Below are 20452 nucleotides of genomic sequence, written 5' to 3' on the forward strand. Positions count from 1 at the left end.
GAGCATGCCCCCAGACAGGTTGCCATCACCTCAACCAACCATCATGTAGGAGCCGGACTCTACCTCTGACTGGTAACAATCAGGGGAGCACGTCAACAAGTTTCCCAGTCGTGGCTGCATCAAGACGGTTTCCCATCTCGTCGACGCCGCCAATATCAAACCGCTTGATACACTCTGACCCGACCAAAAGATCTGCTTGGGTCTGTCGGTTTTCGATCTCAAAATGATATCGAAGGTCCTGCTGTCCACAAAGCTCGCAAACACCATCGTTCGTTTCGAGATCCAGAAAATTGCCCGTATAGAACCACTCGCGAATAGCGACCCCAAGTGTCGGCGCAATACTATGTGGAAGAAGAGCGGCAGACGCCCGCTCGGCCCAATTGCTCATTCTACCGCCCCCCCCGGTGAGTCGTTTTGGCTATGACATCTCATTCTATGCTATCGTGGCATCGGATCGCAAATCCAACTGAGTGTAGTGTAGCGTCCGGAATCGACGTCATCGTGCGCCAAAGTTGCCGCTCGGGTTATCCCCAGAGCGTGATAATCAGGGCCTGCGATAGAAGGGGTACGATCGGCAGCTTTTGGCAAGATCAATCGGGCCAAGGAACGTCAGAATCCTTGGCGGCAGCGATCGACAGGGCGAGCGCGTAATATGGCCGGTGTTAGCGTAGACCGACGTTCCAGCACCGGATCGGAACGAAGTGTTATGGTCGACAATGGCCGCCTCCAGCTGCCAATCTGCCAGCCCACGCTCTACGATCCGCTGTGCCCAAATTTAGGGCGCAGGATCTTGGCGCCATCGCGTAGTTGGTCGAGATGATCGGACCAGTGCTGCATCATGCGCACCCGTTCCTCCCAATATTGGCCCCGTGCATAGGCCCGGCGAATAGAGTTTCCATCAGCGTGAGCAAGCTGTCGCTCGATGGCGTCCGGATTCCAGCAGCCCATTTCGTTGAGCAGCGTGGCTGCCAACGCGCGGAAGCCATGACCGGTCATTTCCTCCTTGCCATAGCCCAGCCGCCGGAGCGCTGCATTGATTGTGTTATCGGACATGGGTCGATCAACGGCGCGCAAGGAGGGGAACAGAAAAGGGCTATAAGCGGAGTCGTGCTCAATCTCCGCCAGTATCGCCAGCACCTGCCTGGTGAGCGGCACAGCATGAGGGCGACGCATCTTCATCTTGTGCCCTGGGATGGTCCATACGCGCTTTTCGAGATCAAACTCGGACCACTCCGCCCAGCGTAATTCGCCGGGTCGAACGAAGACATGCGCAAGCATCCGCAACGCCGTTCGGGTCAGGGGGTGCCCGTCATAATCGTCGATGGTGCGCAGCAGCGCCCCTGCTTCAACAGGCGTCGTGATTGCGGCCCGATGGGTGGTCTTAGGCGTGATCAGCGCACCGCGTAGATCCGAGGCGATATCGCGCTCAGTCCGTGCGGTGGCGATGGCATATCTGAAAACCTGGCTGGATGCTGTCCGCGCCCGATTGGCGGTGTCGTAGCGCTTGGTGGCTTCGATCTTCTTGAGTGCTAGCAGCAATTCATGCGCAGAGATTTCGCCGATCGGGCGCCTTCCAATCGCCGGGTAAAGCTTCGCCAGGAGCCAACGCGCTTTCTTCACCGTCATCGGCGCGGCGCCTTCGGCGGCTATCTTGTCGAGCCATTCCTTGGCCACCGCCTCGAACGTGTGCGTCGCCGCCAGCGATCTGGCGATCTTTTCGAGCTTGGCGTGTTCGACGGGATCAATCCCCTTGGCAAGCAGCCGACGCGCATCAAGCAATCGCTCCCTGGCCTCTCCGAGCAGCAGTTCGGGCCACCGACCGAAAGTTATGGTTCTCTGTCTGCCATGAATGCGGTAGTTCATGCGCCAGACGCGGCCACCGCTGGGTTCAACCAGCAGATAGAGGCCGTCGCGATCGCTTAGCTTGTAAGGTTTATCCTTGGGCTTCGCACGCGACACCCATGCCGCCGTAAGCCCGGATTTCTGCCGTTTTTCGCTCGACATGATGGTATGTCCCCATCCTGAAATCGGGGCCTACCATCAACTCGTCCATCACACGGGTGAGATTTGATGAAACGGCCCTCAACCGACGGAGCCATAATAGCAGATAAAAGTGCCGAAAAACAGCCGCTTACAGGACGTCTTCAGACGCTCTGGGAGGCTGCGATGGAGGCCCGAGCCGGAATCGAACCGGCGTAAACGGATTTGCAGTCCGGTGCGTCACCACTCCGCCATCGGGCCTCTCGTCGCGCGGCGCCGGGTGGGGCCGCGGGTGGGAGACGGGCGGTTAGCCGAGAGTGGCGCGCATCGCAACGGGATTCTTTGCACGACCGGGGATTATCCCCGGCCATGCACGCGCATCAGGATCAGGCGTCCTGTTCGCCCGACGGATCATCCGCAGGGTTGCTCGTGGCGGCGCGGCCCTTGAAGCCTTGGGCGATCACGTACCATTCCGAGGAGTCCTTGCGGCTGGCCGGCGGCTTGGCGTGCTTCACCGTGGTGAAATTGCGCTTGAGGATGGTGAGCAGGTCGCCGTCGGTGCCCCCGGCAAAGACCTTGGCGACAAAGGCGCCGCCCGGGGCCAGGGTGTTGATGGCAAAATCCACCGCCGTTTCCACCAGGCCCATGGTGCGCAGGTGGTCGGTCTGCTTGTGGCCCACGGTATTGGCGGCCATGTCCGACAGCACGAGATCGGGCGGGCCATCGAGTGCGCCCTCCAGCGCGGCGGGGGCTTCATCGGCCATGAAGTCCATCTCAAAGATGGTCACGCCATCGATCGGCTCGGTCGGCAGCAGGTCGATCCCGACCACGCGCGCGGCCGGTGCCTTCTTGCGCACCACCTGGCTCCAGCCGCCCGGCGCGATGCCGAGGTCGACCACGCGCTGCCGCCCCTTGAGCAGGGCAAAGCGCTCGTCCAGCTCGATCAGCTTGAACGCGGCGCGGCTGCGCCAGCCTTCGGCGCGGGCCTGCTTGACGTAGGGATCGTTGATCTGGCGCGAGAGCCAGCGCGCCGAAGACGCCGTGCGCTTCTTGGCGGTTTTCAGGCGTTCGTGCGGATCCTTGCCGGAACGGCTCATGGGGTTGCTCCACTATTGAGTTGGCGCAGCGCCTCGCGGCTGCGCACGGCATCGCCGCCAGTGGCCATGAGGGAGCGCAGGATGCCTTCGCGGATGCCGCGATCGGCAATGCCCAGCCGATCGGCCGGCCAGATATCGAAAATGGTTTCCAGGATGGCGCAGCCCGCCACCACCAGATCAGACCGCTCGCGCCCGATGCACGGCACAGCGATCCGCTCGGCCGGCGAGAGATGCGCCAGGCGCTGGCTGATGCCGCGCATCGCCGTGGTCGGCACGATCAGCCCATCGACCGCACGCCGATCATATTGCGGCAGACCCAGGTGGAGGCTGGCCAGCGTGGTCACCGTGCCGCTGGTGCCGAGCAGGCGAATCGCCCCTTCGGCCAAAGCGTGTGCGCGGGTGGGCGCGATACGCTCGATGAACGGGGCAAAGCCATCGGCGACGCGTGCGCGCATGTCGGCATAGGCGGCGGCGCGCGCGGCCGGGCTATCGGCGATCGGCCCCACCCCTTCGGTGAGCGAGACCACGCCCCACGGCACGCTTTGCCAATCGAGGATACGCGGCACCGGATCGGCCGGATCGACCAGCACCATCTCGGTCGATCCGCCGCCGATGTCAAAGATCATGGCCGGCCCATCGCCATGTTCGAGCAGGATATGGCAGCCGAGCACGGCCAGCCGCGCCTCTTCCTGCGCGGTGATGATGTTGAGGCGGATACCGGTTTCGCGGTGCACCCGCTCGATGAATTCGGCGCCGTTGCTGGCGCGGCGGCAGGCTTCGGTGGCGACCGAGCGGGCCAGGTGGACATTGCGCTTGCGCAGCTTTTCCGCGCAGACATGCAACGCGGCCAGCGCGCGGTCCATTGCCGCGTCGGACAGGCGGCCAGACTGGGCCAGCCCTTCGCCCAGGCGCACAACGCGGCTGAAGGCATCGATCACCACGAAATGCCCACCGGCCGGCCGTGCGATCAGCAGGCGGCAATTGTTGGTGCCAAGATCGATCGCGGCATAGGCCTGGCGATGAAACGGCACCGGCTTGTGCCAGGCGCGCGCCCCGCCCTGGCCCACGGCCTCGTCAGCGGCAAACAGCGCTTCGGGCAGCACCTCTCGCCCGGCGGTGACAGCCGATGGCGCCGCCACAGGATCTGGCTGTGCCATGCCGGATTGCGGCACTGCTGCAGCGCCGGGAGCGGGGGATGCGGCAAGGGGCGTGGCAACGGCGGCCGGCGCCGGCCTGCCCCGGCGCGCCCCAGTGCGACCCCGGCCTCTCTCGCGGCCGTTGCCCTTGGCCTTGCCCTTTGTCGGTGCGGCGCCTTGCGCTGCGCTATGGCCGGCCGGCGTGGCGGCGGGCGGCTGTCCGGCGGCATCGGGCGCGGGTGCGGCCTTGCGCGGCCCTCGCTGCCTGTTCCTTCCGCCGGATCGCGGCCCTCGTCCCCTGGCCGGCGGAGTGGATTCCGCCATGATACAAATTCGCTTATGTTTTCCCGCCGGCATCGGTGCCGGTCGGGTACTTGCCTGTCACCGTAGCGTCATGGCGCCCGCGCGGCAAGGTTCGCCCCCGGCAAGCGCCCCGGCGAGGCCACGCCAGCCCTGGCGCCGGCGCGATCAACCGGCGCGATCGCACCCTGATGCAGAGGCGAAAAAACGGGTTGACGCTCTGAAACGGCCCGACTAGAGGGGCGCCTCCCGATGCCCCGTCGTCTAAAGGTAAGACTACGGACTCTGACTCCGTCAATCGAGGTTCGAATCCTCGCGGGGCATCCAATTTCCTGAAATCGCAGAATATTCTTTTCGGCTTGGCATGATTGCCGGCTGCCTTGGTGCGTCTGCGCGCCATTGGCCTGCGCCACGCCCGCTGCGGTGGTGGCAGGCGCCCACGTGCCGCGCGGGGATCACCGTCCGAGCGGTATGATTCTTTTCATGTTTTTGCAGGCATAATCCTGGTTTGCGAAGGAATTCGACCGACTGGGGGAGAATGCTGTTGCGCGCGTCGCGTCCATTTCGCTGGTTCGCCGAAATCGGGGATGATCCCGCGCTGGCCGTGTCGCAGGCGGTGAACCTGCAACGCCAGGTGCCGCTGCTCTATGGCCTGCTGCTGATCAATTCGCTGGCCGTGGCGATCACCCACCGCCACCAGGCACCGGCGGTCCTGACGATCAGCGTGCCCGCCGTGCTGTTTGCCATCACCTTCTTCCGCATGATCCACTGGCTGCGCCAGGCCCGCAAGGGCGTGCCCACTGCGGAACAGGCGCGGCGGCAGTTGCGCGCGATCACCGCCGTATCCGGCCCGGTGGCGCTTGCCTATGTCGGCTGGTCCCTGGCGCTGGCGCCCTATGGCGGCCCGTTCGAGCAGGCGCACGTGGGGCTCTATATCTCCACCACGGTGATCGGCTGCATCTTCTGCCTGATCGTGCTGCCCCAGGCCGCGCTGCTGGTGGCGCTCACCGTGCTGCCGGCGTTCATCATCATGTGCCTGGCGCGCCAGCAGCTGATCTTCGTGACGATCGGGATCAACGTGGCGCTGGTCCTGGCCGTGCTGCTGCGCGTGCTGTTCAACAGCTTTGCCCATTTCGAAGGCCAGGTCCGCGCCGGCACGCTGCTGACGGCACAGCACGCCGAACTGCAGCGGCTGAACGAGGAAAACCGCCGCCTCGCCCTTACCGACGCGCTCACCGGCCTGGCCAACCGCCGCCGCTTCCATGCCGATCTCGAAGCCTGGACCACCACCCACGCCGGCATGCCGTTTGCCGTGGGTGTGCTCGATCTCGATCGCTTCAAGCCGATCAACGATACCTATGGCCATCACGTGGGCGATCGCCTGCTGGCAGAAATCGGCGCGCGCCTGCGCCATGCCGCCGGCCCATCGGCCCAGGTCTATCGCCTGGGTGGTGACGAATTCGGGCTGATCGACCAGGACGTATCCGGCTTTACGCGCACCTGCGAGCGCTTGCTGCAGCAGATTCGCGCGCCATTGCAGGTGGGGGAAATCGTGCTCCATGTCGGCGCATCGCTCGGCGTGGCGCATTGCCCGCAGGCCGGCACCGGGGCAGACGACCTGTTCGATCGCGCCGACTATGCGCTGTATCATGCCAAGCATGTCGAAGGTGGTGGCGTCTGCGTGTTCAGCGCCGCGCTGGAAACCGCCGTGCGGGCCGATCGCGCGATCGAAGTGGCGCTGCAGGGCAGCACGCTGGAAGACGAACTGACGATCGTGTTCCAGCCGATCATCGAACTGGCAAGCGGCCGGCTGAGCGCGGTGGAAGTTCTGGTGCGCTGGACCAGCCCCGTGCTGGGCGAGGTTTCCGCCGCCGATTTCATTGCCGTGGCCGAACGCTCCACCGCGATCCACAGCATTACCCGCGCGGTGATCCGCAAGGGCCTCAAGGCCGCGCAGCACCTGCCCGACGATGTCGCGGTATCGTTCAATATCTCCGCCTGCGACCTGACCTCGGCGACCACGCTCGCCTTCATCCGCCGCGAGATCGAGCGGACCGGGATCGATCCGGGCCGCATCTGGCTGGAAGTGACCGAAACCGCGGTCATGGCCAATGCCGAAACCGCGGCCCAGGCCTTGCAGGCCTTTCGCGACATCGGCGTCCACGTGGCACTCGATGATTTCGGCACCGGCTATTCCAGCCTCGGCTATGTCCAGCGCCTGCCGCTCGACAAGGTCAAGATCGATCGCAGCTTCGTCGCCGGGCTCGACGGGACCGATGGCGATACCATCGCGCGCGCCGTGATCACCTTCTGCCACACCATTGGGCTGAGTTGCGTGGCCGAAGGCGTGGAAACGCCCAGCCAGTGGCGCATGCTGCAGGAGGCCGGCTGCAAGCACGCACAGGGCTATCTGTTCAGCAAGCCGCTGACGCTCGATGCGCTGCTTGCGCTTTGCACGGAATGGGAACGGCAGCGCCCCTGGGGCGCACGCCAACGCCAGCGCGGCGCAGCCTGAGCGGCAGCGCCGTCCCGGTGCTCAGCAATAATGCGGGGAAGTCTGCTTCAGAACGGCAGCGCGCGGCCGGCGCAGATCAGCGCGGCGGCGCAGGCCAGGACCGGCAGGCTGGCCAGCACGTGCCCGGCGCGGCCCGGCAACGTGGCGATTCCCCGGCCGTGCAGCATGCGGCTGGCCAGGGGCCCAACGTGGCGCATGGGGGCGGAAAGGGGCAGGATGCGGTCCATGCCCTGTCATGGCGCCAAAGGAATTAACGCGCCGTAAAGAGGGCGGGCTTGCCCGCCCTCCAACCGAAGGCACGAATCCGCGCTTAACCCTCTTGCGGTTGCAGCCATTCCCACAGCGAAGCCAGGCATTCGCGGGCCAGCAGCTTGCTGCGTTCCGCGCTCCAGCCATAGACCGGATCGGGCAGATCGGCATTGTCCTTGAACGGCATTTCCAGCGTCATCGCCACGCAGCCAAACCGCTGCGCCACCTGGTTGGTGGACATCGCCAGGTTGCCCTGCCCCGGCCGGGCTTCGGGATAGCCACGGCGCACCTGGAAATCGGGACTGCGCCGATCGAGAATCGCGCGATAGCGCCGATAGCCAGCCAGTTGCTCCGGCGTGAGGCCAGGGATGCCTTCGAAACCGGCCAGGAACACCGCCGGGATCGCCTCGTCACCATGCACGTCCATGGCAAAGTCCACCCCGGTGGCGTCCATCGCGTTGCGAATCGCCAGGACTTCCGGCGCGCGCTCGGCGGTCGGCTCGTGCCATTCGCGGTTGAGGTTGACGCCGACGGCATTGGTGCGCAGGTGGCCGCGCGCGCTGCCATCGGGGTTGCAATTGGGCACGATGTGGAACGTGCAGGCCTGGCGCAGCGCGCGGCCATGCGGGTCGGCCGGATCGGTGAGCATTTCCAGCGCCCCTTCCATCCACCATTCCGCCATGGTTTCGCCCGGATGCTGCCGGGCATAGAGCCACACCTGACGTGGGCCGGTGCCCAGCGTCAGGCAATCGATCGCCCGCCCGTCGAGCGACAGGCCCAGCACCTGGTGCGACACGCCCGGGCTGGCGGCAGCCTCGCTCACCAGATCGTTGTGGCGCTCGAGCGAATAGGGCGCGAAATAGGCGAACCACACCTGGTCGCACACCGGGCGATGGCGGATATGCAGGGTGCCGCCATCGCGGCCACGGTCGAAATCGGATGCCGCGCGCGTCCATTCCTGGCGGTCTTCGGAAACGCAGGCGGAATAGCCGGGCCAGCCATCGGGATAGGCCGAGGTGTTGAGCCCGGTAATCGCCAGGTCCAGCTCGCGCCCGGCCACGCCGCTGACGCGGAAATAAAACCACTGGGCAAATTCGGACTGGTTGTCGCGGCGGATGGCCAGTGTGGCGCGGGCGCCATCGACGGCCAGCACCTCGATATTGCCGGCATCGAACGCGGCGTTGACTAGAATCGGGGCGGAGGCTGAATTTTCTTGCGTCATTTGACCGAGATAGTGTCACCCGACTTGCCGGGAAAGCCCACAAACAGCGCATGGGCCATGCGCGGCGCCAAAACATCGGCCGATGCAGCGGCAGAGCCGGTCTTTTCGGCGTTTTCGGCGCGCCCTTCCCATAGCGGCTGGCCACTGACGCGATCGCGCAGCACCACGCGCAGGAACGTCGCATCGACGCGGCGCGGGCCGCCGCCGATGTTGAACCCCAGCCCCAGGCCAACCCCGCTGTGCCAGCCGCCGGTAGAGCCACCCAGCCCCAGGCTGACCGGGCCATTGCCGCCGCCACGCACCTGCGCCTCGCGCGAAACCTGCACTTCGGCCACGATATCGGCAGCGCCGGGCGTTGCCGCACCAAAGCCCAGGCCCGCCACTTCGCGTTGCACGGCCATCAGCCAGGGCTGGTCAGCGAGGCTTTGCGGATCGGCCGTCGGCCCACCGCCAACCGATACCACGGTCACGGCATCATGGCCTTGGCGGGCGGTAATCTCGGGCGTGGTAAAGCGGGTGACCTGCACAGGCGCTGCCAGGGCAGGCAGCGGTGCGGCCATCAGCATCACAAAAGCCAGCCTGCGCATACCCTTTGCATCCTTCCTCAGGCGCCCACTCGGTGCGGATCGTTCCGCTTGAGAGATAGGCATGGCACCGGGCCTGCTCAAGAGCGGCCAGGGCAGATCGTGGTGCAGATCAGGGGGTGCCCTCGGCCGGGGCAGCGCCAGCCGGCGCCAGACCCGCCGAGCCATTACCGGGCGCGGCGGCATCGGCCACCACCACCTGGCCTTCGGGGAAGCGGGCAAACAGCGCCTTGGCCAGGCGTGCGGCCATCTTGCCGTCGTCCAGCCCGCCCTCGCCTTCGCGCGCCATCCCTTCGGCATGGCCTTCCCACAGCACGCGGCCGCTGGCCTTGTCGCGGATGCGCACGTCCATGCGCGTAGCCACGATCGCCTTGGCCGGCTTGGTAAAGTCGAGAGCCACCCCCAGCGACACGGCGGAACCGTAGTTGCTCACCGTCGTGCTCATCGCGCCGCTGACCGGGGAATGCTTCTGCTCTTCGGGCACAACCACCTGGTGGCTGACCGCCACTTGCGCGATCTGCCCGGCATCACTCACCGTCTGGGTGTCATAGCCATGCCCCACAAGCGAATCGACCACTGCGGCCTCGTAAACCGGCAGCTTGTCGGGCGTCGGCTCGTCGGCGCCCTGTTCCAGCGCGTCGGCCGGAGCATCGACGCCAGCTACCACGATCCTGCCCTTGCCCAGCAGCGCCAGCGCATCAGCACTGCGATAGGATGTCACGTCGATGCGGCTCGACGGTTCGGCCGCCGTGGGTCCCCGGCGCGGGCCGTCAAAGCCGCCATACCCGCCCCAACCGGGGCCATAGCCACCACCCCAGCCGCCCCAGCCTTGCGCTTGCGCAGGGGCCGGCGCCACGGCGAGCAGGATCGGCGCCAGCGTGGCGGTGGCAGACAACGGCAAGAGCGCGCGCGAAAGGCGGAGCATGGCAGGAAATCCCATCGACAGGGCCGCAGCTGTGCCGAAAAACGGCTGTCGCGCGGCTGAACCATATGATTTAACGCATCGGCGCGCGAAACCCTCCATGCCCGGACCGGTTTATCCCCACAACCGCGATCTGCCATGCCACGGTTGACTTTCCACAGGGGGGCCACTAACGGCGCACCTTCAGTTTCGCGCCCGGGTCGGATTCGGGCAAAGGGAATAGCCATGAAGATTCGCAACAGCCTGAAGTCGCTCAAGGACCGTCACCGGGACAACCGCGTGATTCGCCGCCGTGGCCGGACCTACGTGATCAACAAGACCCAGCGTCGTTTCAAGGCGCGCCAGGGCTAATCGCCCGGCGTGCGTGAACGTTGTGCCGCTCGCCGGCACGACGGAACGCTGATGCCAGCCCGCTTCCCGGCCCGGTAACCGCCTTGCTTGCGGCCCCGGTCCGGGAAGCGGGCTGGTTTCGTTTGTGCCCGCCGCCCGCCTGTGCCCCTGTCTGTCTGCCCCCTCCCCACGGATAACCGCGCGATGCCGCATGCCCCGAATCAGTCTGTCATCAGCCGGCCGACCATCGTGGTATGGGACGTGGGCCGCGTGCTGGTGGAGTGGGATCTGGCCTTGCTCTATCGCGATGCCATTCCCGATCCGGCCGAACGCGCCCGATTCGTGGCCGAGGTGGTGAGCGAGGAATGGCACGGGCAGCACGATGCCGGCGTGCCCTGGTCCACCATGGTGGCGGCGCGCAGTGCCGAATTTCCCCAGCATGCCACGCTGATCGCCCGCTATGCCAGTCACTGGCTGGACAGCATCCCCGGCCCCGTGGCCGGCACGCACGATCTGGTGCGCCGCCTGGCCGCGCGCGGCGTGCCGCAATATGCGATCACCAATTTCGGTGTAGACGCCTGGGCACTATTCCGCCCGACCTTCCCCATCCTCGATCACTGCCGCGATATCGTGGTGTCGGGCGCGGAACGGCTGATCAAGCCCGATCCGGCGATTTTCGAACTGGCTGCACGCCGATTCGGCCAGCCCCCCGAAACCATGCTGTTCATCGACGATAACGCCGCCAACATTGCCACGGCCCGCGCGCTGGGCTGGCACACGCACCACTTTGCGCAAGGTGCCGATGCCCTGGAAGCCGATCTCCTGGCCCACGGCCTGCTCTAGGCCGTACCTGCAAATCCTTGACGTGTGGACCTTCGTCACCCCGGACATGATCCGGGGTCCCGCTTTCTTTGCGCCAAGCACATACGGTTAAGGTAAAAAGCGGGACCCCGGCTCGAAGGCCGGGGTGACGCTGGAAAGGCGAAACAACCCAAACCTGCCACGCGGCGGTTCGGCCAGCCAATGCCTTGCCCTTACCCGTCGAGTTCCACCGGCGGGGTGGCCGCCTTGGCGCGCTGGATCAGCAGCTTGTCGATCTTGCGGCCATCCATGTCGACCACTTCGAAGCGCCAGCCTTGCTCGGCAAAATGCTCGCCCTCGGTGGGCAGCTTGCGTAGCACCGACAGGGCAAATCCTGCTGCCGTGGCATAGTCGCGGTCTTCGGGCAGATCGATGCCCAGCCGATCGGCCATGGCATCGGCCGGCAAGGCGCCGGCGATCAGCAGCGAGCCATCCTCGCGCTCCACGATCATCGGCGCATCGCCTTCATCGCCATGGGCTACGAAATTGCCGGCAATCGCGGCAAGCAGATCGGCCGGGGTGACGATGCCTTCGAGATGGCCATATTCATCATGGACCAGGGCCATGGCCACTTCGGCCTGCTGGATCACCCGCAGCGCGTCCATGGTATCGAGCCGATCGGGCACGATCGCTGGCTTTTTCATCAGGCTGGCCAGCGCCGGCTCCACCCCGCGCAGCCGCGCCGCCAGGATGTCGCGCACCTTGACCACGCCGACAATGCGATCGACCGAACCATCGGCGACCAGCAGCAGCGAATGCGGGCTGTCTTCGATGGCCTCGTCCAGGTTGGCCGGCTGCGCGTCCTGCTCGATCCAGTGCAGTTCGATGCGCGGCGTCATCACCTCGCGCACCGGGCGGTCGGCCAGGCGCATCACGCTGGCCATCAGCGCGCGCTCCTCCTCCTCGATCACGCCAGAACGGGTAGCTTCGGCGAAGATCATCTGGAGTTCCTCGGCCGTCACTTCCTGTTCGCCGCCCTTGGCCAGGCCCAACAGGCGCAGGATCAGGCCCGATGAGCGGTTGAGCGTCCAGACGAACGGCGCCGTCACGCGCGACATCACCACCATCGGCCGGGCCGCGACTACGGCGATCGGCTCTGCCGCGTTCAGTGCCAGCTGCTTGGGCACCAGTTCGCCCACCACCAGGCTGAGGTAGGTGGTCACCGCAATGACCAGGGCAAAGCCGGCCTCGGCGGCATAGGCCGCCGGCACGCCCAGCGCGGCCAGCCGCTCTCCCACCGGGCCGCCCAGGCTCGATCCGGAATAAGCACCGGCGACAATGCCCACCAGGGTGATCCCGATCTGCACGGTCGACAAAAATTTTCCGGGATCGGCAGCCAATTCCAACGCCACTTTCGCGCCGCCACTGCCGCCTTCGGCCAGAACCTTGAGGCGGGCTGGCCGTGCCGAGACAATGGCCAGTTCCGACATGGAAAACAGGCCGTTGAGCACGACAAGGCCCAGGATCACGAGGGCGTCTGGCCACGGAAAAGAGGTCACGAGACGGCCCCTAGCAGATTTGCGCCGCGCCGCGAAGTCCCTCCGGTGTGGCTGCGGTTGCCGCCAGCATTCGGGAACCATTCAGGCGGCGCTGGTGTATTGGGCTTGTCCGAATTACCGATCATGTCGGGAGGCCTGGCGGGCACAATTGCCGGGCCGAGGATGAAAGAAGGGGTATTTGTCATGAAATTCAGTCGGGTGCTTGTCTCCAGCATGTGCGCCGTGTCGCTGGTCAGCCTGTCGGCCTGCGTCACCGATCCCAACACCGGCCAGCAGAAGGTGTCGCGCACCGCGATCGGTGCTGGCGCCGGCGCCCTGGGTGGCCTGCTGCTCGGCGGCCTGATCGGTGGTGGCACCGGCCGCATCGTTGGCGCGGGCATCGGCGGCATCGCCGGCGCGGCCGTGGGTTACACCATGGACAAGCAGATCAAGCAGCTGCGCGAACAGACCGCCGGCTCGGGCGTCGACGTGACGCCGACCGACAATGGCCAGGCGATCCTCGTCAACCTCCCCAACGGCGTGACGTTCGACACCGACAGCACGATGATCAAGCCCGCGTTCCGCGACACGCTCGACCGCGTCGCCCAGTCGCTGGTGCAGTATCCCAACTCGCTGATCGACGTCTATGGCCACACCGATTCGACCGGGTCGGATGCCTACAACATGACCCTGTCGCAGAACCGTGCGCAGGCCGTGGCTGATTACCTGTCGTCGCGTGGCGTGGCCCCGGCCCGTATCCGCGCACAGGGCTTTGGCAAGACCCGCCCGGTCGCCTCCAACGCCACCGAGGAAGGCCGCGCCGCCAACCGCCGCGTGGAAATCAAGATTGTGCCGGTGACGCAGGACGACGTGGCCCGCGCCCGCGGCCAGTAAGCCGCAACGGCCTTGGCCCTTGTAAAGGGGGCGCCATCCAGACCGGATGGCGCCCCTTTTCGTTTGCCCCTCATGCCGGTTGACGCAGCGCACCATCGGCTGGCATTCCCCGCGCCAACAAGGAGATACCGCAATGTCCACCGCTTCGCACCGCTTCCGCACGCTGGCCGGCAAAGCCATGAACCCGATCGGGCTGGGCTGCATGTCGCTGAGCTGGGCCTATGGCGAGCGGCCGACCGACGCCGACGGTATTGCCTTGCTGCACCGCGCGATCGACGTGGGCTATGATCACTTCGATACCGCGCGCCTCTATGGGCAGGGGCACAACGAAACGCTGGTGGGCCAAGCGCTCAAGGGCAAGCGCGACAAGGTGTTCCTTGCCAGCAAGATGGGCATCTTCGCCAGCGGCGAAAAGCGCGGGGTCGATTGCCACCCAAACACGATCCGCGCCGAGCTGGAAAAGTCGCTGACCCTGCTGCAGACCGATCACATCGATCTCTATTACATGCACCGCCGCGATTTCACCGTGCCGATCGAGGATTCGGTGGGCGCGATGGCCGACCTGATCAAGGAAGGGAAGATCGGCGCGATCGGCCTTTCGGAAATGTCGGCCGATACGCTGCGCCGCGCGGCCGCCGTCCATCCCATTGCCGCGATGCAGACCGAATATTCGCCGTGGACGCGTCAGGCCGAAATTGCCGTGCTCGACGCCTGCCGCGAGGTGGGCACCACGTTCGTGGCGTTTTCCCCGGTTGCGCGCGGCGTGCTGGCCAATGGCGTGCGCGATCCGCAGGCCCTGGAAGACGGCGACATCCGCAAGGCCATGCCGCGCTTTGTCGGCGAGAACTGGGTGCATAACCTGGCGCTGGTCGATGCCTTCAACGCCATCGCCGCGCGTGAGGGCGTCACCCCGGCGCAGCTCTCGCTGGCCTGGGTGCTGGGCAAGGGCGATCACATCGTGGCGATTCCCGGCACCGGCAAGATCGCCCACCTCGAGGAAAACATCGCGCGCTGGGACTGGCAGATCCCCGCCGCCGTCACGGCAGAGATCGACGCGCTGATCAACCAGCAGACCGTCGCCGGCCACCGCTATGCCCAAACGATCCGCGCCACGATCGACACCGAGGATTTTGCCGAGGCCTGATCCCGGCCTAGCCGCGCAGGGCCTTGGACGTGGCGGGAGAAACCAGCGCGCGGGCGGCTTCGTGGATCGCCGGTGCGCTGACCAGCACGCCGAACGCGCGCGGATCGGGCTTGTTGAACAAGAGGTCCGCGCCATGCGCGTCGGTCACCAGGGCGCCGGCTTCCTGCGCGATCAGCGCGGCAGCGGCAATGTCCCACTCATAGCCCCAGCGCCAGGTTGCCAGCAGATCCGCCTCGGCCGCCGCGACCATGGCCATGCGCAGCGCGATCGAGTTCGGCTTGTCGACCATGACCAGGTCCACCTCGGTCGGCGGCCGCAGGTCCATCGGCATGCGCGCGCCGCTCAGCGCCATGCGCTGGCTGGCAACCAGCGGCACGCCATTGCGCGTGGCGCCCTGCCCGGCCATCGCCAGCCACACCTCGTCACGCGCCGGCGCGGCGAGGATGGCCGCGATCGGACGCCCCGCCGCAACCAGCGCGACAGAGACTGCCCAGCCCGGCCGGCCGCGCACGAAATCGCGGGTGCCATCCACCGGATCGACCACCCAGCATAGCCCCCGCTCCAGCCGGGCAGGATCATCGGCAGATTCTTCCGACAGCCATCCAGCCTCGGGCAGCAGGGCGCCAAGCTGGTCGTGCAGAAAGGAATCGACCGCCAGATCGGCCTCGCACACCGGATCATTGTGCCCCTTGTCCCATATCCTGGGGGCATGGCCGTGGCCCGGCCACAGGGCCAGCGCCTTGGCGGCGGCTTCCTCGACGATGGTTGCAAGGGTGACGGGATCGATCATGCCTGGCCCAGCCTTGGGCGTACGATTCCCGATTGGCAAGAGGGGGCAAGAGCGCTGCCCGGCGCCACTGCCAGCTAGCGATTCCGACAGTGCGCAGATTAATCGCGCAATGAAGGTCTTTGCAACTGCGAAAACCTGTGCTTATGGCAGCGCGGAAAACACGGCGCTACGCCCTCCCTTCACTCATACGTAAGCGGGGATCCTGCATGAACGTCCACGAATATCAGGCCAAGGAACTGCTCGCCAAGTTCGGCGTCGGCATTCCTGCCGGCATCGCCGCCCTCACGGTCGAAGAAGCGGTGGCTGCGGCCAAGCAGCTGCCCGGGCCGCTCTATGTCGTCAAGGCGCAGATCCACGCCGGCGGCCGCGGCAAGGGCAAGTTCAAGGAACTGCCGGCCGACGCCAAGGGCGGCGTGCGCCTCGCTAAGAGCATCGAGGAAGTCGAAAGCTTCGCTCAGGAAATGCTCGGCAACACCCTCGTCACCGTGCAGACCGGTGAAGCGGGCAAGCAGGTCAACCGCCTCTACGTGACCGATGGCGTTGATATCGCTAAGGAATACTACCTTTCGCTGGTGGTTGACCGTGCCACTGGCCGCGTTGCCCTGATCGTCTCGACCGAAGGCGGGATGGACATCGAGGAAGTCGCCCACGCGACTCCGGAAAAGATCACCACGATCACCATCGATCCGGCCCAGGGCTTCATGCCCCACCACGGCCGCGCCGTTGGCTTCGCGCTGAACCTGTCGGGTGACCTCAACAAGCAGGCCGCCAAGATCGCGCAGCAGCTCTACACCGCGTTCGTCGCGCTCGATTGCGACATGCTCGAAATCAATCCCTTGGTGGAAACCAAGGACGGCAAGCTGCTCGTCCTCGACACCAAGATGAGCTTCGACTCGAACGCGCTCTATCGTCACCCCGACGTTGTTGCGCTGCGGGACGAAACCGAGGAAGACCCCGCCGAAATCGAAGCCAGCAAGTATGACCTGGCCTACATCAAGCTCGATGGCGACATCGGCTGCATGGTCAACGGCGCGGGCCTGGCCATGGCGACGATGGACATCATCAAGCTCAACGGCATGTTCCCGGCCAACTTCCTCGACGTGGGCGGTGGCGCCAACAAGGAAAAGGTGACGGCCGCGTTCAAGCTGATCCTGTCGGACCCGGCGGTGAAGGGCATTCTCGTCAACATCTTCGGCGGCATCATGAAGTGCGACATCATCGCCGAAGGCATCGTTGCCGCGGCCAAGGAAGTGAACCTGCAGGTTCCGCTCGTCGTGCGCCTCGAAGGCACCAACGTGCAAGCGGGCAAGGACATCCTCGCCAACTCCGGTCTCCCCATCGTTCCGGCCAACGACCTTGGTGATGCTGCCAAGAAGATCGTCGCCGAAGTGCAGAAGGTCGCCTGATCCATGAGCATTCTGGTCAACAAGAACACCAAGGTCATCACCCAGGGCATGACCGGTGCCACCGGCACGTTCCACACGGAACAGGCCCTGGCCTATGGCACGCAGATGGTCGGCGGCGTGACGCCGGGCAAGGGCGGCACCTCCCACATCGGGCTGCCCAACTTCAACACCGTGGCCGAAGCCAAGCACGCCACCGGCGCGACCGCATCGTGCATCTACGTGCCGCCGCCATTTGCTGCCGATTCGATCCTGGAAGCGATCGACGCGGAAATGGAACTGATCGTGGCGATCACCGAAGGCATCCCGGTGCTCGACATGGTTCGCGTCAAGCGCGCGCTCGCCGGCAGCAAGTCGCGCCTGATCGGCCCGAACTGCCCCGGCGTGCTCACGCCCAACGAATGCAAGATCGGCATCATGCCCGGTTCGATCTTCAAGAAGGGCTCGGTCGGCGTGGTCTCGCGCTCGGGCACGCTCACCTATGAAGCCGTGTTCCAGACCTCGAACATCGGCCTGGGCCAGACCACGGCCGTCGGCATCGGCGGCGACCCGGTCAACGGCACCAACTTCATCGACGTGCTGGAACTGTTCCTGGCCGACGAAGAAACCAAGTCGATCATCATGATCGGTGAAATCGGTGGCGACGCGGAAGAACAGGCCGCGCAGTTCCTGATCGACGAAGCCAAGCGTGGCCGCAAGAAGCCGATGGCCGGCTTCATCGCCGGTCGCTCGGCTCCTCCGGGCCGCCGCATGGGCCACGCCGGGGCGATCGTCTCGGGCGGCAAGGGCGATGCGGAAAGCAAGATCGCCGCGATGGAAGCCGCGGGCATCCGCGTCTCCCCCTCGCCGAGCCTGCTGGGCGAAACCCTGGCCGAAGTGCTCAAGGGCTGATCAGCCAAACCGCTGACAAAAAAGGGCCGGAAGGGAAACCTTCCGGCCTTTTTTGTTGGGTGACCCCCTCCACCACCCGCTGCGCGGGCGGTCCCCCTCCCCATCACGATGGGGAGGATCAGATCCTCCCTGTCGCGCAGCGACGGGGAGGGGGACCGCCGGCGTAGCCGGTGGTGGAGGGGTAAAAAACGCTAATCGGCCCGCATCGCCAGCCCGCCGAGGCTTTCCGCCTCCATCACCAGTTCGTCGTCGGCCTCGCCCTGGGCCACGCTTTCGCGCCCAATCATCACCAGCACCGGTACGGCCAGCGGCGTTACCCGGTCCAGTTCCACATGCACCAGTTCTGCCGCTGAACGGTCGAGCAGGTCAGCGAGGCGACCCACGTCAGTCATGCGCGCGCGGGCATCGGCCCAGGCGGCCTCGATCAGCACGTGGTCGGGTTCGTATTTGCGCAGCACGTCATAGATCAGGTCGGTAGAGAAGGTTACCTGCTTGCCGCTCTTGCGCTTGCCGGGATGCTGCCGCTCCACCAGGCCGGAAATCACCGCCACTTCGCGGAACGCGCGGCGCAAGAGGTGCGAGTTCTGCACCCAGTCGACGAATTCGTCAGTCAGGATGTCGGGCGACAGCAGCGGCGCGGGATCGGTGATCGGGCGCAGGCTCCACACCGCCAGGGCATAGTCGTTGGCCACAAAGCCCAGCGGCGCCAGGCCCAGTTCCTCCATGCGCCGGGTGATCAGCATGCCCAGCGACTGGTTGGCGTTCCACCCCTCGAACGTATAGAACACGCTGTAGGCGCGCCCGCGATAGGGAAAGCTTTCCACCAGCAGTTCGCCCGGCGCCGGCAGGCGGCTGCGCCAGTCCTGCATTTCCAGCCATTCGCGCACATCGTCGGGAAACCGCGCCCAGGTGCCGCGGTTGGCCAGCATCGCCTGCACGCGGGTGGACAGGTGCGTGGTCAACGGCATGCGCGCGCCGCCATAGCTGGGGATCTGCCCGGCCTTTTTCGCTGCCCGCACCACCAGTTCCAGATCGCGCACGCCTTCCACTTCCAGGTCGAGCCCGGCAAAGCGGAAGGTGTCGCCCGGGCTCAGCTGCGCGCCGAAATGTTCTTCCACTTTGCCCAGCGAGCGCCCGTTGCGAAAGCGCACCTCGAGCATTTCGGAATCGACGATGATCCCGGCGTTGAGGCGGTGCCGCGCGGCCTGTTCCGGGTGCGTCAGCCGCCAGGTGCCGGCCTTGTCGCGCACGATCCGGGCAAAGCGATCATAGGCGCGCAGCGAATAGCCACCGGTCGCCACGAAATCGAGCACCCGGGCAAACACAGCCTCGTCCACCCAGGCATAAGGCAGGCAGGCGCGCACTTCCTGCAACAGCGCCGCTTCCTCGAACGGGCCGGCACAGGCGCAGCCCATCACATGCTGGGCCAAAACATCAAGCCCGCCGGGGCGGAAATCCTCGCCGTCGCGCTGCCCCTCGTGCACCGCGTCGCGCGCCGCCATCGCCTCCAGGTATTCAAAACGGTTGCCCGGCACCAGCACCGCGCGGCTCGGTTGATCGAGCCGGTGGTTGGCGCGGCCGATGCGCTGCAACAGGCGCGATGAGCCTTTGGGCGCGCCCATCTGCACGACCAGGTCGATATCGCCCCAGTCCACCCCCAGATCGAGGCTGGCGGTGCAGACCAGCGCGCGCAGCTCGCCGCGCGCCATTGCCCCTTCCACTTTGCGGCGCGCCTCGGCCGACAGGGAGCCGTGGTGGATGCCGATCGGCAGGTTGCCCTCGTTGGCATCCCACAGCAGCTGAAAGATATATTCGGCGAGAAAGCGCGTATTGGTGAACACCAGTGTGACGCGGTTGGCGCGGATCATCTCGATCAGCTGCGGCACCGCCCAGGCGGCGGCATGGCCGCCCCACGGCACGCGCTCTTCCTGCGGCAGCAGGATTTCCACCTCGGGCGGCGCGCCGGTTTGGCCCTCGACCAGGGCAACGGTATCGATCTCCCCCCACGGAGCCAGCCAGCCGCGAAAGCCTTCGGGCTCGGCCACGGTGGCCGACAGCGCCGCGCGTTGCAGATCGGGGCTGATCGCCTGCAACCGCCCCAAGGCCAGGGCCAGCAGATCGCCGCGCTTGCCCGTGGCAAAGGCATGGATCTCGTCGATCACCACCCGTTTCAGCCCGCCGAAGATTTCAGAGGCCTCGGGATAGCTGAGCAGCAGCGACAGCGATTCGGGCGTGGTCAGCAGAACATGCGGTGGCTTGGCCCGCTGCCGCGCCTTGCGATCGGACGGGGTATCGCCACTGCGCGTTTCCACCCGCAGGTTGAGGCCCATTTCGGCGATCGGCGTCAACAGGTTGCGCTGCACATCGTGCGCCAGCGCTTTCAGCGGCGAGATATAGAGCGTGTGCAGGCCGTCAGGGGGTGGCGCATCGCCCAGGCGCGAGGGGCAGAACGCCGCCAGCGTCGGCATGAACCCAGCCAGCGTCTTGCCCGCGCCGGTATCAGCGACCAGCAACGCATGCTGCCCCGCGTCAGCCGCGGCGAGCATGTCGGCCTGGTGCCGCCGCACCCGCCAGCCACGCCCGGCAAACCAGTTTTCGATTTCGGGCGGGATCATGGCCATCGTCATAAGATAGGTAGGCTGCCCCGCCGCTGCGA

Annotated in this window: 18 protein-coding genes and 2 tRNA genes; 8 read left to right on the forward strand and 12 right to left on the reverse strand. The window is 65.9% G+C overall.

Annotated features, from left to right (window positions below; all coding sequences use genetic code 11):
- Positions 1–79: 79 nt before the first annotated feature.
- The 5 genes from ABIC78_RS19510 to ABIC78_RS19530 form a co-directional block, all read right to left on the reverse strand.
- The gene (locus tag ABIC78_RS19510; protein ID WP_354491479.1) at positions 80–388 is read right to left on the reverse strand and encodes a hypothetical protein; all 309 of its coding nucleotides are present in this window, start codon (positions 386–388) and stop codon (positions 80–82) included.
- Positions 389–753: 365 nt separating this feature from the next.
- Positions 754–2004, reverse strand: a complete 1251-nt coding sequence (locus ABIC78_RS19515) for a tyrosine-type recombinase/integrase (RefSeq protein ID WP_354491481.1) — start codon at positions 2002–2004, stop codon at positions 754–756.
- A 163-nt stretch (positions 2005–2167) separates the two neighbouring features.
- Positions 2168–2241, reverse strand: a tRNA-Cys gene (locus ABIC78_RS19520).
- Between the two features lie 125 nt (positions 2242–2366).
- Positions 2367–3077, reverse strand: a complete 711-nt coding sequence (locus tag ABIC78_RS19525; RefSeq protein ID WP_054132614.1) for an RlmE family RNA methyltransferase — start codon at positions 3075–3077, stop codon at positions 2367–2369.
- Complete coding sequence (locus ABIC78_RS19530; protein WP_082350255.1) at positions 3074–4234, reverse strand: Ppx/GppA phosphatase family protein; 1161 nt, start codon at positions 4232–4234, stop codon at positions 3074–3076. Before ABIC78_RS19530 ends, ABIC78_RS19525 begins: the two co-directional genes overlap by 4 nt.
- A 532-nt stretch (positions 4235–4766) precedes the next feature.
- Here ABIC78_RS19530 and ABIC78_RS19535 point away from each other — a divergent pair.
- Both ABIC78_RS19535 and ABIC78_RS19540 read left to right on the forward strand, forming a co-directional pair.
- Positions 4767–4840 (forward strand) — tRNA-Gln (locus ABIC78_RS19535).
- 217 nt (positions 4841–5057) lie between these two features.
- Entirely contained in the window at positions 5058–7028 is a 1971-nt protein-coding gene (locus tag ABIC78_RS19540; RefSeq protein ID WP_354491484.1) for a putative bifunctional diguanylate cyclase/phosphodiesterase, read from the forward strand.
- 47 nt (positions 7029–7075) lie between these two features.
- Here the strand turns inward: ABIC78_RS19540 and ABIC78_RS19545 are convergent, their stop codons facing one another.
- From ABIC78_RS19545 to ABIC78_RS19560, 4 genes are all read right to left on the reverse strand, one after another.
- Positions 7076–7255, reverse strand: coding sequence for a hypothetical protein (locus ABIC78_RS19545; RefSeq protein WP_354491486.1), 180 nt, complete (start codon positions 7253–7255; stop codon positions 7076–7078).
- An 83-nt stretch (positions 7256–7338) separates the two neighbouring features.
- On the reverse strand, positions 7339–8499 hold the full coding sequence (locus ABIC78_RS19550; RefSeq protein WP_354491488.1) for a M14 family metallopeptidase: 1161 nt from the start codon (positions 8497–8499) through the stop codon (positions 7339–7341).
- Complete coding sequence (locus tag ABIC78_RS19555) at positions 8496–9086, reverse strand: DUF4136 domain-containing protein (protein ID WP_054132611.1); 591 nt, start codon at positions 9084–9086, stop codon at positions 8496–8498. The genes ABIC78_RS19550 and ABIC78_RS19555 overlap by 4 nt, the downstream gene beginning before the upstream one ends.
- Positions 9087–9195: 109 nt before the next feature.
- Entirely contained in the window at positions 9196–10008 is an 813-nt protein-coding gene (locus ABIC78_RS19560) for a DUF4136 domain-containing protein (RefSeq protein ID WP_354491490.1), read from the reverse strand.
- A 222-nt stretch (positions 10009–10230) separates the two neighbouring features.
- Here ABIC78_RS19560 and ykgO point away from each other — a divergent pair, with 222 nt between their 5' ends.
- Positions 10231–10356, forward strand: coding sequence for a type B 50S ribosomal protein L36 (ykgO, locus tag ABIC78_RS19565; RefSeq protein WP_008069451.1), 126 nt, complete (start codon positions 10231–10233; stop codon positions 10354–10356).
- Positions 10357–10539: 183 nt separating this feature from the next.
- The gene (locus ABIC78_RS19570) at positions 10540–11178 is read left to right on the forward strand and encodes an HAD family hydrolase (RefSeq protein WP_354491493.1); all 639 of its coding nucleotides are present in this window, start codon (positions 10540–10542) and stop codon (positions 11176–11178) included.
- A gap of 191 nt (positions 11179–11369) precedes the next feature.
- Here ABIC78_RS19570 and ABIC78_RS19575 read toward each other — a convergent pair whose 3' ends face one another.
- The gene (locus ABIC78_RS19575; protein WP_022675721.1) at positions 11370–12695 is read right to left on the reverse strand and encodes a hemolysin family protein; all 1326 of its coding nucleotides are present in this window, start codon (positions 12693–12695) and stop codon (positions 11370–11372) included.
- A 183-nt stretch (positions 12696–12878) separates the two neighbouring features.
- On the opposite strand from ABIC78_RS19575, the gene ABIC78_RS19580 reads away from it, so the two are divergent.
- Positions 12879–13568: a YiaD family glycine zipper/OmpA-like lipoprotein gene (locus tag ABIC78_RS19580; RefSeq protein ID WP_022675720.1), complete on the forward strand. Its 690-nt coding sequence runs from the start codon at positions 12879–12881 to the stop codon at positions 13566–13568.
- Positions 13569–13701: 133 nt separating this feature from the next.
- Complete coding sequence (locus ABIC78_RS19585) at positions 13702–14712, forward strand: aldo/keto reductase (protein WP_107718718.1); 1011 nt, start codon at positions 13702–13704, stop codon at positions 14710–14712.
- Positions 14713–14719: 7 nt separating this feature from the next.
- On the opposite strand, the gene ABIC78_RS19590 is transcribed toward ABIC78_RS19585, so the two are convergent.
- Positions 14720–15502, reverse strand: a complete 783-nt coding sequence (locus tag ABIC78_RS19590; RefSeq protein WP_054132606.1) for an inositol monophosphatase family protein — start codon at positions 15500–15502, stop codon at positions 14720–14722.
- A 206-nt stretch (positions 15503–15708) separates the two neighbouring features.
- Here ABIC78_RS19590 and sucC point away from each other — a divergent pair, with 206 nt between their 5' ends.
- Both sucC and sucD read left to right on the forward strand, forming a co-directional pair.
- Positions 15709–16908, forward strand: a complete 1200-nt coding sequence (gene sucC, locus ABIC78_RS19595) for an ADP-forming succinate--CoA ligase subunit beta (protein WP_022675717.1) — start codon at positions 15709–15711, stop codon at positions 16906–16908.
- Between the two features lie 3 nt (positions 16909–16911).
- Positions 16912–17796, forward strand: coding sequence for a succinate--CoA ligase subunit alpha (gene sucD, locus ABIC78_RS19600; protein ID WP_169050054.1), 885 nt, complete (start codon positions 16912–16914; stop codon positions 17794–17796).
- 191 nt (positions 17797–17987) lie between these two features.
- On the opposite strand, the gene ABIC78_RS19605 is transcribed toward sucD, so the two are convergent.
- Entirely contained in the window at positions 17988–20423 is a 2436-nt protein-coding gene (locus tag ABIC78_RS19605; RefSeq protein WP_354491497.1) for a ligase-associated DNA damage response DEXH box helicase, read from the reverse strand.
- Between the last annotated feature and the right edge of the window lie 29 nt (positions 20424–20452).

Source organism: Novosphingobium sp. 1529, from assembly GCF_040544855.1.
GTDB lineage: Bacteria > Pseudomonadota > Alphaproteobacteria > Sphingomonadales > Sphingomonadaceae > Novosphingobium > Novosphingobium capsulatum.